This is a genomic window from Gallaecimonas zhanjiangensis (genome assembly GCF_057624825.1).
Map to the genome: position 1 here is coordinate 788,951 of NZ_CM172603.1, position 14,030 is coordinate 802,980.

General features: G+C 59.3%; 12 protein-coding genes. 7 read left to right on the forward strand and 5 right to left on the reverse strand.

What is annotated here, in order from left to right:
* Nucleotides 1-28: 28 nt before the first annotated feature.
* Together AC22G1_RS03725 and AC22G1_RS03730 are read right to left on the reverse strand one after the other, a co-directional pair.
* On the reverse strand, nt 29-1,390 hold the full coding sequence (locus AC22G1_RS03725) for a TrkH family potassium uptake protein (protein WP_487315569.1): 1,362 nt from the start codon (nt 1,388-1,390) through the stop codon (nt 29-31).
* Nucleotides 1,387-2,037 (reverse strand): potassium channel family protein, encoded by a 651-nt coding sequence (locus tag AC22G1_RS03730; RefSeq protein WP_487315570.1) that lies wholly within the window; start codon nt 2,035-2,037, stop codon nt 1,387-1,389. The genes AC22G1_RS03725 and AC22G1_RS03730 overlap by 4 nt, the downstream gene beginning before the upstream one ends.
* Before the next feature lie 132 nt (nt 2,038-2,169).
* Between AC22G1_RS03730 and AC22G1_RS03735 the strand changes: the two genes are divergently transcribed.
* The 3 genes from AC22G1_RS03735 to AC22G1_RS03745 are packed head-to-tail and all read left to right on the forward strand — an operon-like array spanning nt 2,170 to nt 5,182.
* On the forward strand, nt 2,170-4,668 hold the full coding sequence (locus AC22G1_RS03735; RefSeq protein ID WP_487315571.1) for an intermembrane phospholipid transport YdbH family protein: 2,499 nt from the start codon (nt 2,170-2,172) through the stop codon (nt 4,666-4,668).
* Nucleotides 4,665-4,853 (forward strand): YnbE family lipoprotein, encoded by a 189-nt coding sequence (locus tag AC22G1_RS03740; RefSeq protein WP_050660268.1) that lies wholly within the window; start codon nt 4,665-4,667, stop codon nt 4,851-4,853. The genes AC22G1_RS03735 and AC22G1_RS03740 overlap by 4 nt, the downstream gene beginning before the upstream one ends.
* Before the next feature lie 8 nt (nt 4,854-4,861).
* Complete coding sequence (locus tag AC22G1_RS03745) at nt 4,862-5,182, forward strand: YdbL family probable chaperone protein (protein WP_487315572.1); 321 nt, start codon at nt 4,862-4,864, stop codon at nt 5,180-5,182.
* On the opposite strand, the gene AC22G1_RS03750 is transcribed toward AC22G1_RS03745, so the two are convergent.
* On the reverse strand, nt 5,172-6,476 hold the full coding sequence (locus AC22G1_RS03750) for a diguanylate cyclase domain-containing protein (protein ID WP_487315573.1): 1,305 nt from the start codon (nt 6,474-6,476) through the stop codon (nt 5,172-5,174). The genes AC22G1_RS03745 and AC22G1_RS03750 overlap by 11 nt on opposite strands.
* 307 nt (nt 6,477-6,783) lie before the next feature.
* Between AC22G1_RS03750 and AC22G1_RS03755 the strand changes: the two genes are divergently transcribed.
* Complete coding sequence (locus tag AC22G1_RS03755; RefSeq protein WP_487315574.1) at nt 6,784-7,527, forward strand: FadR/GntR family transcriptional regulator; 744 nt, start codon at nt 6,784-6,786, stop codon at nt 7,525-7,527.
* Nucleotides 7,528-7,558: 31 nt separating this feature from the next.
* On the opposite strand, the gene araD1 is transcribed toward AC22G1_RS03755, so the two are convergent.
* Nucleotides 7,559-8,551, reverse strand: coding sequence for an AraD1 family protein (araD1, locus tag AC22G1_RS03760; protein ID WP_487315575.1), 993 nt, complete (start codon nt 8,549-8,551; stop codon nt 7,559-7,561).
* Between the two features lie 90 nt (nt 8,552-8,641).
* Entirely contained in the window at nt 8,642-9,595 is a 954-nt protein-coding gene (locus tag AC22G1_RS03765; protein WP_487315576.1) for a glycoside hydrolase family 43 protein, read from the reverse strand.
* 257 nt (nt 9,596-9,852) lie between these two features.
* Here AC22G1_RS03765 and AC22G1_RS03770 point away from each other — a divergent pair, with 257 nt between their 5' ends.
* The 3 genes from AC22G1_RS03770 to AC22G1_RS03780 all read left to right on the forward strand — a co-directional run bounded on the left by AC22G1_RS03770 (nt 9,853) and on the right by AC22G1_RS03780 (nt 14,030).
* Nucleotides 9,853-11,586, forward strand: coding sequence for an IlvD/Edd family dehydratase (locus AC22G1_RS03770; protein ID WP_487315577.1), 1,734 nt, complete (start codon nt 9,853-9,855; stop codon nt 11,584-11,586).
* Nucleotides 11,587-11,597: 11 nt separating this feature from the next.
* Entirely contained in the window at nt 11,598-12,368 is a 771-nt protein-coding gene (locus tag AC22G1_RS03775; protein WP_487315578.1) for an SDR family NAD(P)-dependent oxidoreductase, read from the forward strand.
* Between the two features lie 66 nt (nt 12,369-12,434).
* Nucleotides 12,435-14,030 (forward strand): aldehyde dehydrogenase (NADP(+)), encoded by a 1,596-nt coding sequence (locus AC22G1_RS03780; protein ID WP_487315579.1) that lies wholly within the window; start codon nt 12,435-12,437, stop codon nt 14,028-14,030.

The following is a 14,030-nucleotide window of genomic DNA, read 5'->3' on the forward strand; positions in this document are numbered from 1 at the left end:
AAAAGCCCGGCTAAGCCGGGCTTTTTTGTCAGCCGATGGCCACCGGCTCCTCTGCATAACGCACCCGGTGCACTCGTGGGGTGGCCAGCAAAAAGCCCAGGGTCAAAGGTCCAACCCGGCCCAGGAACATCATCACCATGATCACCGCTTTACCGGTGGCGCTGAGCTCGGGGGTAATGCCCCGGGTCAGCCCCACTGTGCCAAAGGCCGACACCACCTCGAAGCACAGGTCTAAAAAGGGTTTGTCGTGGTCGCTGATGGCCAGTACAAACACCGCCAGGAATATCAGCATCAGGCTTAGCAGGGTGACCGCCAACGCCTTAAACACCGATACCGCCGGCACTGCCCGGTTCAAAAGCTTGGTTTGGGGACGGCGCAGCAAAAAGGCGCGGGTGGCGGCCAGCAACACCGCAAAGGTGGTGACCTTAATACCAGAGGCGGTTGAGCCGGGGCCGGCGCCAATCAGCATCAGCAGCAAAAACAGCATCACTGCGGCCGGGGTCATGGCGGCCATGTCGATGGTGTTAAAGCCGGCGGTGCGGGCGGTAACCGACTGGAACCAGGCTGCCCACAGCTTGCCGCCGGTGCTCAGGTGCCCAAGGGTGGCGGGGTTTTGCCATTCAATCAGTAAAAAGAGAGCCATGCCCCCCAGCGCCAGCATCAAGGTTCCCAGCAGCATCACCCGCGAGTGCAGGCTAAGGCGGCTGTAGCTGCGCTTTTGCGCCAGTTCCGACACCACCGCAAAGCCGATGCCGCCGGTCATGAACAAGGCGGTGATAATGAGGTTCACCGGGCCTGAGTCTACGTACTGGCTGAGGCTGTCGGACGACAGCGCAAAACCGGCGTTGTTAAAGGCGGAAATGGTGTAGAAGAGCGCATGCCACAGGCCCTTGTGCCAGCCCATCTGCGGCACCCAGCACAGCGCCAGCAGCACTATGCCAAGGCCCTCGGCTATCAGCACGAACCTGGCGAGGTGTCGCACCAGCCGCATCACGTCACTTAGCTGGGTCTGGTTTAAGCTTTCCTTGACCAAAAACTGGTGGCTGAACGAGACCCTTCCTGAGAGCAGCAGCAACACCAGCACCCCGAAGGTCATAAAGCCCAGGCCGCCAAACTGGATAAGCAGCAGCAATATGCCTTGGCCCAGATAGGTAAAGTGGGTGGCGGTATCCACCACCCCAAGGCCGGTCACGGTGACCGCCGAGGTGGCGGTAAAGAGCGCATCCCCCACCGACAGTGGCCCAACCCGCGACCAGGGCAACAGCAGCAGCGCGGCCCCCAACAGGATCAGCACGAAAAAACCGCCGGCCAGCACCATGGGCGGGCTGGCAGCCAGGCTCTTCTGGTTTTGCCATTGCCGTGGGCGAATGGTCTGGTGCCACTGTTTCATAGGGTTTTCGACAGTGCTTGCAGGGCCGGCAGTTTGCCCAGCAATACCAGGGTGTCGCCTTTGGCGAGGGCCAGCGACTCCGGCGGCGTTTTAATCAGATCGGTGCCGCGCTTGTGGGCTACCAGCGCCACTTCGTTGTCGTTCAAGGCCAAGTCGGCCACAGTTTTATCGTCCAGCGCCTCGGAGGCCTCCACCTCGACAATAAAACTCTCGTTGCCAAGGGCGATGTAGTCCTGCACTGCCGGGTAGTTCAGGCTCTGGGCTACGCGCAGGCCCATTTCATACTCTGGGTGGACGATACGGTCGGCCCCCAGCTTGGCAACAATTTTATGGTGAGCCGGGTTCAGGGCCTTTACCCACACCTGTTTTACCTTGAGGGTCTTTAAATGCAGGGTGCAAAGAATGGAGGACTGAATATCTTCGCCGATGGCCACCACTACCGCGTCGCAGTGGCCCAGGCCCAGCTCGGCCAGAGCGTTTTCGTCGGTGGCATCGACCACCAGGGCTTGGGTAAGCTGCGGTGCAAGTTGATTGACCACTTTCTGGTCGCTGTCCAGGCCCAATACTTCGTGGCCCTGGCGCATGAGTTCAAGGGCGATGGTCTGGCCAAATTGGCCCAAGCCGATAACGGCAAACTGACGGTGCATAGACTTCCCTGACGCTTTCAATTTGAGGCCCATTATGCCCAATATGATGGCGGGTCTGAACCTTGCAATTAACGGCCGGTTCAAGACAGGGCGCTAGCCTTAAGTAAATGGAACACAACGAAAAGGGCGGCCATGGCGGTGTTGAAGTGGGGGGCGGCGGTGCTGGTTGGGCTGGCGGTGGTGGTTGCCCTGGCGCTAGCCTGGCTGTGGCCGCGCGGCCTTAGCCTCACCGGCCTTGGCTGGGGGCATGCCGAGCAGCTGGTTTACCGCCAACAAGGCTGCGAGCTGGTGAAAGCCCGTGGCCTTAGCCTCAGTGGCATTTGGCCGCTGCAACTAAGCGCCGATGCGCTTGCTGTTACCCCTTGCCCGGGCGGCGCTAGCGCCGGCATTCCGGCTTTACCCAAAGGCCAGCTCAGTATCGCCAAGCTTTCCTACCAGGATTTCCCCACTGTTCGCGTGCAGCTCACCAGTCTGGGCGACAGTCTTGAGGCCAAGGTTCATTACCAACAATCTCGGCTTGCCCTTCACTGGCAGCTGCCTGATGGCCAGTTCACCTTTACCGGCACCCTTGAGGATGTTTCGCCAACCGAAGGCGTGGTTAGCCTAAGCGGCAGCGGCCTTTTTGACGGCAAGCTGCAACAGGTGAGCGCCAAGGCCCAAAGCGACGGGCTGACTGTCGCCGGCCAACGGCTTGCCTTTGTGGCCGATGCCAAACTAACAGGCGATGCCTGGCAGCTGGATGCCCAAAGCCGTGCGCCTCTGGTTGTTGCTTCTTTTACGGCTGACTGGCAACTCCATGGCGAGGGGCGCCTTGATGGCAACCTGGCCCTGACTGGTAGCGCCGATGTCGGCTCGCCTCTTGGCCCGCTGCACCTGGCAGCCAGCAGCCGCGATTTACAACAAGCAAGCTGGCAGCTCGGCGGCCAGGGCGTCGCTGCCCAAGGCACTATTGACCGCCAGTGGTTGACGGTCAGCAGCGCTAAGCTGGCGCGCGCCGGTGGTGAGCTCAACCTCACAGCACCCTTGCAATTGGCGCTTGCGGGCGAAGGCGAGGCGCCCATTAGCCTTGCTGGCCAATACCAGCAGCTAAGGCTTGATAGCCAAGGGCAGCTTAGCTGGCAGCCTGGGCAGGTGAATCTTGCTGGCAACGCTGGGCTTAGCGGGCGTGTTGAAAGCCAGGACATCAAAGGCAAGGTGCCCTTTGAGCTCAGCCAAGCGCAGCTGAGTCTCGCGCCTTTTACCTTGGCGGTCAGTGGCGATTACGGCACAGGGGCCCTTGCAAACAGCGCTACCCAAGTGCTGCATTTTAACCAGCCGGCCCTGAGCCTGGGCCTCGATTGGCAGTATCAGGGTAAACGCGTAAACGGCACTGTGACCCTCGCCAAGGACCAAACCGGTTTGCTGGGGGGCATCAAGGCCGACAGTTCGGCGCTCTTGGATAAAGGCGGCGCGGCGCATCTGGTAGGGGCCTACCGGCTAAGCCCGGAGCCGATGCTGCTGGCAGGCTCTTACATCCGCTTTGACGAAGGGCTTATCCAGCAAAATCTGCTGCTGCCTGCCGAGCTGAGCCTGGCCACTAACCTGTTGTTTAAAGACGGCCTTAATGGGCAGCTGGCCATCAAGGGCCAGGGGCTGGTGCGCTCTGACGCGAGGGTGCCGGCCTGGCAGGGGCAGTTTATCCTTGCCGGGCAACAAGGCCGCTGGCAACTCAGTATTCCCCGCTGGCAAGGCCAGCTTGACGGCGATTTTCAGCGCCAATTGCAGCGCTGGCGCGGCAAGGTTCAAGGGCATCTGGCTTTGGGTGCTGGGGTGAGCCAGGCGCTGCCGGTGACCTTTGAGGGGGGCGAGCTGGCCCTTGGCGGTAACTGGCAATGGCCGGCGCTAAAGGCGGCGGGGGAACTCACGGTGCGCCAGGCTTCGGGGCTTTGGGGTGCCAGCGCTTTTCAAGGCGGCGCGGCGGATTTCAAGGTCAATTTTGACAAAGCGCTCAGTGCCAACGGCAGTGCCAGCCTTACCAGCATCGACATCGGCACCTCGGTAACCGGCCTTGAAGGTAAGGCGAACTACCAACAGGGCCAGTGGCATTTTCGTGATATCCAGGCCGCGCTATTGGGCGGCAGCCTTAGCGCCAAGGCCCTCGATTGGCCCGGCGGCACACCGCAACCAGTCGCCCTTGATGACCTTAACCTAGCCAGCATCGCCGCCTTGCAGGCCAAGCCGGTGGTGGCCTTGAGCGGCCGGGTGTCGGGGCGCATTCCCATGGTACTGGGCCATGATGGCATCAGCATTGTAGGGGGCGAGCTCGCCAACACTGGGCCTGTGGCCATCGAGGTGCTGAATGTGGATTCGGTGCAAAGCCTCAAGGCCAGCAACAGCGGCGTGAAAATTGCCATGGACGCCCTTGGCAACCTGGCGGTAGATACCCTCAATGCCGGGTTCGATATGAACAAAGACGGACAAGCCACCCTCAAGGTGTTGATAAAGGGTCATAATCCTCAGCAAGACTTGCCGGTAAATCTTCATTACTCTCACCAGGAGAACCTGCGGCAGTTGCTGCGCAGCCTGCGGATAGGGGAAGAAGTGGCAGACAAAGTCAAAGCACAACTCAAAGAGCAGGGAGACAAACCATGAAAATATGGGTGGTGCCCATGGCACTGACCACCATGATGCTGGCGGCCTGTTCACCCAGGGTGGCCCTTGAGGCGCCCAAGGAACCCATCACCATCAATCTCAACGTCAAAATCGAGCACGAGATCCGGGTAAAAGTAGACAAGGATCTGGACGCCCTTTTTGACAAAGAAAGCGGACTGTTTTGAGGTATCCCATGAAAAAACGACTTTGGACCCTGGCTGCCGCGCTGATGCTTCCGCTGGCGGCCTTCGCCATGACTTTGGACCAGGCCAAGAGCCAGGGCCTGCTTGGCGAGCAGCCTGATGGCTTTCTCGGGGTGGTAAAAGCAACCCCTGACGCCGTGGCCCTGGCCCAGGAGGTAAACCAAAAGCGCCGTGATGCCTACCTGAGCATTGCCCGCAAAAACGGTATCAGCCTCGAGCAAGTGGCGGCGCTGGCCGGGCAAAAGGCCATTGAGCGCACCGCCAAAGGCGAGTACATCAAGACCCCTGAAGGGCAGTGGGTTAAGAAGTAAGTTCGGTTTTTTGCCGGTACATGGCCATGTCTGCCTGACGAATAAGGCCATCGGCGTCGTCCCGGCCCTGGCCGGGGCGGGCCCTACCCATGGCCACTTTTACCAGCAAAGTGTGGCCGTTAAGCACCATGGGCTTTTGTACCGCCAGGCAAAAGCGCCTGGCGGTTTCATCACCGTCTTTGGTTGAGGCCAAGTCCGACAGCAACAGCACAAACTCGTCGCCGCCAATACGTGCTACCAAGTCGTGGCCTCTGGCCGCTTGGCGCAGCCGTTTGGCCACCTCCACCAATACCGCATCCCCCATTTGATGGCCGTACTGGTCGTTAATGCCTTTAAAGCCGTTGAGATCGAGATAAAAAAGCGCGAAGGGCCGGCGGCGCTGGCGCCATTGGTGCAGCACCTGCTCCAGTTGCCCAATAAAGTGGCGGCGATTGGGCAAGCCGGTGAGCGTGTCGTGGTGGGCCAAAAACTGCACCTTACGGTGCTCGGCGAGGATGAGATACACCATCACTGCTGCCAGCAGCGCCACCAGCAGTGCAACTGCATGGGACAAGAGCGAAGACGTGGGCGCCTCAAGGGGGCTGGCCTGCAGCTGCCAGGTATCGCCCAGCACCCGCACCGGCAGGTTGAACTGAGCGCTTGGCAGTTTGTCGACCCCGGCGATAAGGCTGTCTTTTTTGTCCGGGTTGACCAAGCGCAGCGCAAACTGGCGGCTCAAGCGATGAAAGCCGCTGTCAGCTAACACCGCGTCTAAATCCAGCACCATGCCCACCATGCCCCAGAGTTTGCCCCCTGGTAAAAATACCGGTGTGCGACTGATGATGGCCGTGCCACCCTGTACCAGCCGCACCGGGCCGTCGATGACAGTGCGCCTGGCTGCAATGGCTGCTTCCACCGCCGGCCACTGGGCCGGTACTTTGCGGTAATCGAGGCCGAGCACATTGGCGTTACTGGGGGTCAGCGGGTAGATGTCGCGGATCACTAGGTTTGGCGCAGTAACCAGGTGCGTTAAGTGGTGGCTGTTGTGGTAGATGTCGGCCATCAGCGCATCGATGTCGCCTTGGCTGGCATCGGGGCGGGCACGAATAAAAGACACAAGGCCGCCGCCCAAATACAGGGTGGCATTCAGATCTGACTCGATTGCTGTGCGCAGTTCGGTCAGGGAAGCCATTTGCTTGGCGCGCATTGCCTCCCTGGCATGAAGTTCTTGCAGCCGGACCACATACTCGGCAAGAACCAGAACGGCCAAGAACACCAGGCTTGCAGTCAACCATAGCCAGATGGGTCTTAGCATGGTAACCAGGGCGTCCTTTGGTTGGGCGTTGGTCTTATCATCTTGAATGCACAACCAATCGTTGGCAAGCAAATCGAATGTGTATTGGTTTGTATATGCCTAGGAAGTGTGACGGCAGTGGTTATTTCTTGACGGTAGCGAGGTACACTGCGCGCTATCTATGGCCGAACAGCCGATAGGCTTGGGCGAGATAATACGCTAGGATAACTCTTATCATATGAACGTTAGCCACCGTATTATTGCCTGCCCGGGTGGCCTCTGAATTCTGGCTTATTGGGTCGAATGGTGCCCATACAAAGGAATATGCATGGCAAGTCCTGCTAAGAATAGACCGCAAAGTATTCACTCTTGGGTAGCCCAGGAATTGGGTTCAAGAATTGTCAGCGGGGTCTATGCGCCTGGCGATTATATTCCCAACGAAACCAGTATTGGCGAAGAAATGGGCGTTTCCCGCACCGCGCTGCGCGAAGCTTTTAAAATGTTAAGCGCCAAAGGTTTGATTGAATCCCGCCCTAAATTAGGCACTCGTGTTCGCCCACGCAAAAACTGGAACATGTTTGACCCAGACGTGCTGCGCTGGTGTTTTGATAATAACCCCGAGCCCAAGTTTTATATCTCCCTGTATGAAATGCGCGAGATCTTTGAGCCCAGCGCGGCGGCCCTGGCGGCCATGCACCGCACTGAGCAGCAGGTAAACACCCTCGAAGAAGCCTACCTGGAGATGGAAAAGGCCGAGCACGGCACCGATGCGGTTTATACCAGCGATTTGAATTTTCATATCGCCTTGTTGGATGCCACCAATAATGAATTTATGGCCTCCCTGGGGATGACCATCGAACGTGCTTTGGAAAGTTCATTTCGCCTTTCCAGTGCCACCGCCAATGAATTTGTTACCTCCTTGCCTGGCCACAAAGCGGTATTTCAGGCCATAAAGGAAGGTGACCCTTCCCGCGCCAAATTCGAAATGCAAGCGATTCTCACTAATTCCAAAAAGGCGCTGGAACAAACCTTAAAAGACATGAGCGCGCAGCGCGCTGCCAATGCCTCATAAAAAAAACCGGCCATCAGGCCGGTTTTTCTTTTTAAAGGCTTTTTACTTTCACCAATGGGTCGCTGGCTTTTCTCAGCGGGTTTTGTAGCGGCCGGCCAAATTCCGGGGCGGCAATTTCAAAAATATCCCCTTCCTGGGTTTCAATACCGTCGCCAAAGCTCAAGGTGGCGGTGCCAAAGAAATGCAGGTGCGCATCTCCCGGGCGGCAGAACACCCCGTATTTGAAATGGTGGCCTTCAAGGTTGGCGATGGTGTGGGACATGTTGTCCTCGCCTGACAAGAAGGGTTTTTCCCACAGCACTTGGCCGCCCCGCACAATGCGTGAATAACCGCGAATGTCCTTGGGTAGCTCGCCGATCAGCAGCTCCGGGCCCACGGCGCAGGGGCGCAGCTTGGAGTGGGCCAAGTACAGGTAGTTTTGGCGCTCGGTGACGTGGTCGGAGAACTCGTTGCCGATGGCAAAACCGATGCGCCAGGGCTGGCCTTTGTCATCGTTGACATAAAAGCCGGCGATCTCCGGCTCTTCGCCGCCGTCCAGGGCAAAAGCGGGAGAGGTGAGCGCCTGGCCCGGGGCCACGACGATGCTGCCATCACCTTTGTAGAACCACTCCGGTTGCACACCCAGCTCGCCATCGGCCGGTTTGCCGCCTTCGACACCCATCTTGAACATCTTCATGCTGTCGGTGAGTTCAGCGTCTTTCTTGCTGGTAGCGGCGTGCATGTTGGCGCGGGTATCGGCGCTGCCCAGGTGAGTCAGGCCGGTGCCGGTCACATAAAGGTGGGCCGGATCGGGATGATCAAAGGGCGCCAGCAGGCGGCCATCATTGACGATGGCGTCGTAGCTCAGGGTCTCGTCTGCCACCAATTGGTTAACCAGATCGGTCAGTGACGCCTGCTTGGCGATGGCGGCCTTGGCCAACTGATAGACGCTGGACACATCATTCAAGGGTTTGATTTCGGTAGCGGAAGCCACCAGGCCCACGGCCCGTTCGTGGCCGGAAGTCATAAATTGGATTAAACGCATGCTGCCCTCGTGCTGCTGTATTTGTATTACAATAATACTCAAAATATAAAAGCAGGTTGACGCCAGGGTCAAGGCCTCGGCGTCTATTCCTTACTTGGCCGGGGTGGTGATGCCTTCGCTGGTCATCACCACCCGTTTCATGGTGCCGTCAGGGTTGTAGTAGAGCCGGTCTATGGCCACCGAGCGGCGGAACTCGCCGCCATCGGGCTGGGCCGCGCCGTTGTGGTAGATAAAGTAGGACTTGCCTTTGAAGTCGATGATGGCCTGGTGGTTGGTGGGGCTGTTGCCGGCCACTTCGTTGAGGATGCCCTGATAGTGCCAGGGGCCGGTCACCGATTTACTGGTGGCGTAGGCAATTTTCTCCGGGAAGCCGGTGGCATAAGACAGGTAGTAAGTGTCTTTGTGCTTGTTGATCCACAGCGCTTCGGTGAAGTGGGGCAGATCCAGGGCGTGGATGGGGCCGTCCATCTCCACCATGTTGGCCTTGAGTTTGACGTAGCGCGGCTTGGTGTTGCCCCAAAAGAGATAAGCCTGGCCGTCGTCGTCGATAAACACCGACGGGTCGATGTCGTCCCAGTCGTTGGGGGTGTCGGTGGTCATGTCGTTGGTGATAAGAGCCTTGCCGATGGCGTCTTTAAAAGGGCCGATGGGGCTGTCGCCCACCGCCACCCCGATGGCAAAGCCGGGGTGGCTGTCGTCGTGGCGCACCGCCACATACCAGTAAAACTTGCCATTCCTTTCAATGGCCTGGGACGCCCAGGCATCACTCTTGGCCCATTTGAAGTCTTTGACCGACAACCGCGGCCCGTGGCTTTGCCAGTGCACCATGTCGGTGGACGAGAACACCAGCCAGTCATTCATATGAAAGAAGGTCTTGTTGTCTTTGGCTTCGTCGTGGCCGGTGTAGAGGTAAACGGTGCCGTCGTGTACCAGGGCGGCCGGATCGGCGGTGCGGTACTGATCGGTAAAGAGCGGGTTGGCGGCAAAGGCCTGGCTGCTCAGCAGCAATGCACCGGCTGCGAGGGTGCTGATTTTTGTTGTCATCTTGCTGTCCATTGATTTCCGTTGACGTTAAAGTGATATTGTATGACTTGTTATTGCGAGGCAAGCCCAAAGGCGGATTTGCTTTGCGCTTGGCATTGCAGGCCTTGTTATTAAAGGTGTGTGGCCTTTTTCTCTTGCCCGGCGGGGCGGCGCCTGGCGCCAACCGTTCGACTTTAGTGCAGTTGACAAAATACGACGAAGACGTAAACATGCACACATAGATCTTATTGTATTACTAATTGTCAGTGGGCGACACAATGAGCAGCGACAACAAAAAGAAACTCCGTTCCGCCAGTTGGTTCGGTACCAACGACAAAAACGGCTTCATGTACCGCAGTTGGATGAAGAACCAAGGCATTCCTGATCACCACTTCGACGGCCGCCCCGTTATCGGGGTGTGCAACACCTGGTCCGAACTCACTCCCTGCAATGCCCATTTCCGTCAAATCGCTGAAAGGGTGAAAAACGGCATTCGTGAAGCGGGCGGCATTCCGGTGGAATTCCCGGTGTTTTCCAACGGTGAGTCCAACCTGCGCCCCACCGCCATGCTGACCCGCAACCTGGCCGCCATGGACACCGAAGAGGCCATTCGCGGCAACCCCATCGACGGCGTGGTGCTGCTGGTGGGCTGCGACAAAACCACCCCGGCGCTGCTGATGGGCGCCGCCAGCTGTGACGTGCCCACTATCGTGGTCACCGGCGGGCCGATGCTGAACGGCAAACACCACGGCCAGGACGTAGGCTCCGGCACCCTGGTGTGGCGCCTTAACGAGGAATACAAGGCCGGCAACATCACCTTGCAGGAATTCATGGACGCCGAGGCCTCCATGTCCCGCTCCGCCGGTACCTGCAACACCATGGGCACCGCCTCTACCATGGCCTGTATGGCCGAATCCCTGGGCACCAGCCTGCCGGGCAACGCCGCCATTCCGGCGGTGGACTCGCGCCGCTACGTGCTGGCGCACCTCTCTGGCATGCGCATCGTCGAGATGGTCCATGAAGACTTAACCCTGTCCAAGGTGCTGACCCGCGACGCCTTTATCAACGCCATTCGCACCAACGCCGCCATCGGTGGCTCCACCAACGCCGTTATCCATTTAAAAGCCATTGCCGGGCGCATCGGTGTGGACTTGAGCCTGGAAGACTGGCACTACGGCCGCGACGTGCCCACCATCGTCAACTTGCAGCCGTCCGGTAAGTACCTGATGGAAGAGTTCTATTACGCTGGCGGCCTGCCGGTGGTGCACCGCCGTATGGGCGAGACCGGTAAGCTCAACAAAGACGCGCTGACCGTGAACGGCAAATCCATCTGGGAAAACACCAAAGACGCCCCCTGCTACAACGACGACGTTATCCGCACCATGGACAACCCCCTGGTAGAGAGCGGCGGCATCTGCATTCTGCGTGGCAACCTCTCGCCCCGTGGCGCCGTACTCAAGCCCTCTGCCGCCAGCCCCGAGCTGATGAAGCACCGTGGCCGCGCCGTGGTGTTCGAGGATTTCGACGACTACAAGGCACGCATCAACGATCCTGACTTGGATATCGACGAAACCTGCGTCATGGTCTTGAAGAACTGCGGGCCCAAGGGCTACCCGGGCATGGCCGAAGTGGGCAATATGGGCCTGCCGCCCAAGGTGCTGAAAAAAGGCATTAAGGACATGGTGCGTATCTCCGATGCGCGCATGAGCGGCACCGCCTTTGGCACCGTGGTGCTGCATGTGGCCCCCGAGGCCATGGAGTTTGGCCCCTTGGCCGCAGTATACAACGGCGACTTCATCCAGCTGGACGCCTACGAGGGCTTGCTGCACCTGGAAGTGTCCGATGAAGAGCTGGCCAACCGCCTTGAAAAACTGAAAGCCAGCCGAGTGATCGCCCGCACCGGCGGTTACCTCGAGATGTACCGCGAGCGGGTATTGCAGGCTGATGAGGGCTGCGATTTCGACTTCCTGGTAGGTTGCCGCGGCGCCGACGTACCCAAACATTCCCATTAAGGATGGCCAAGATGGATTTGACCAACCAATACCCCAGCCTCAATGGCAAAGTGGTGTTTATCACCGGCGGCGGCTCCGGCATCGGCGCCACCCTGGTCGAGGCCTTTTGCCGCCAGGGCGCCAAGGTGGCCTTTGTGGACATCCTGGCCGATGAAGGCGAGGCCCTGGCTGCCAAACTGAACGACGAGCTGGGCCAGGGCCTGGCCCACTTCTACCCCTGCAATATTGTCGATATCGCTGCGCTTAAAGCGGTGATCGCCCGCGTTGGCGAGACCCTTGGCAATATCGGGGTGCTGGTTAACAACGCCGCCAGCGACACCCGCCACGATTTTCGTGAAGTCACCCCCGAGTACTGGGATGAGCGCATCAACATCAACCTGCGCCCGCAGTTCTTCTGCTGCCAGGCGGTGTATCCGCAAATGAAGGCCCTGGGCGGCGGCTCCATCATCAACTTCGGCTCCATGAGCTGGCACGAAGGCCAAGGCGGCATGCCCGGTTACACCAGCTCCAAGTCAGCGGTGTTGGGCCTGACCCGTGGCCTTGCCCGCGACATGGGCGGCGACCATATCCGGGTTAATACCCTGACCCCAGGCTGGGTGATGACCGAGCGTCAGCTAAAGCTGTGGGTGACCCCGGAAACGAAAAAAGACATCGAAAAAAATCAATGTGTTAAAGATCCCCTGATGCCAGAAAACATCGCCGCCATGGCGCTGTTTTTGGCCTCGGACGACGCCAAGATGTGCACCGCCCAAGACTTTGTGGTCGACGGCGGCTGGATCTAAGGCCCTTGGCCGAGCTGAGCGTGCCGCCCCAAGGCGGCCGAATTCACAGACAAAGGATTTAGCGTTATGAGCATTACCGGTAAGCAACTGATCAACGGCGAATGGGTACAAGGCAAAGGCGGCGAATACCAGGGTGTTAACCCCGCCACCGGCCAGAAAATCGAACCCACCCTGACCTTTGCCGACGGCGAGCAGGTGAAAGCCGCCGCCGCTGCCGCCAAAGCCGCGGTACACGCCTTTGGCGCCACCAGCCTGAAAGAACGTGGCGCCTTTTTGGAGCGCTGTGCCGACGAGATAATGGCGCTGGGCGACGAGCTTTTAGAGCGGTTGATGGCCGAAACCGGCTACCCCCGCGCCCGGGTGGAAGGTGAGCGTGGCCGTACCTGTGGCCAGCTCAAACTCTTTGCCAGCACCATTCAAAACGGCGAATACCTGGACGCCCGCATTGATTTGGCCATGCCCGATCGCCAGCCGCTGCCGCGCGCCGATATCCGTTTTTACAAGCAGCCCATTGGCCCGGTAGTGGTCTTTGGCGCCTCCAACTTCCCCATGGCCTTTTCCGTGGCCGGTGGGGATACCGCTTCTGCGCTTGCCGCCGGCTGTCCTGTGATCGTCAAAGGTCACAACTCCCATCCGGGTTCCGGTGAACTGGTCGCACAGGCCCTGGCTAAAGCTGTGAAAGCCTGCAACCTGCCTGCCGGGGTGTTCTCCTTTGTCACCGGCCCGGGCAAGGATGTAGGCGCGGCGCTGGTAACAGCGCCCGAGGTTAAAGCCGTGGGCTTCACCGGCTCCCTGGGCGGCGGTATGGCGCTCTTTAATCTGGCCAACCAGCGCCCCGAGCCTATCCCTGTGTTTGCCGAAATGGGTTCGGTTAACCCGGTGGTGGTATTGCCAGAGGCCCTTAAAGCCAATGCCGCCGGTATTGCCGAAGGCTTTGTTGGGTCCCTTACCCTGGGCGTGGGCCAGTTTTGCGTAAACCCTGGCCTGGTGCTGGGTATCAAAGGCAGCGAGCTTGACGCCTTTATTGAAACCGCCAGCGCCAAGCTCGGTGATGTGCCGGCCGGCGTCATGCTCAACGAAGGCATTGCCAACACCTACGGCAAAGGCGCCGAGCACCTGGCGGGCCAAAAAGGCGTCACCATTGCCGCCAAAGGTAAAGCCGCTGAGGGCGCAGGTTTTTGCGGCCAGGCCCAAATTCTGACCGTCAACGGCGCCGATTTCATTGCCAACGAGCACCTGCAAGAAGAGGTGTTCGGCCCGAGCTCGGTGGTGATTCAGTGCGCCGACGCCAGCGAGCTGGCCCAGGCGGTAAGCTGCCTTAAAGGCCAGCTCACCGGCACTTTGCAGGCCACCAGCGAAGAGCTGGCTCACTACCCAGAGCTGCTGGCCATGCTGCAAGAAAAAGTGGGCCGGGTGGTATTTAACAACTACCCCACCGGGGTGGAAGTGTGCCACGCCATGATGCACGGCGGCCCCTTCCCGGCGGCTACCGATGCGCGCTTTACCTCGGTGGGCACCAAGGCCATCGACCGTTTCGTGCGCCCCATTTGCTTCCAGAACTACCCGCACGATCTGCTGCCAGAGCCGCTCAAAAACGGCAATGCCTGGGGCATTAGCCGCTGGGTGAACGGTGAGCGCACCAGCGGCGCCATCGGAGGCTAA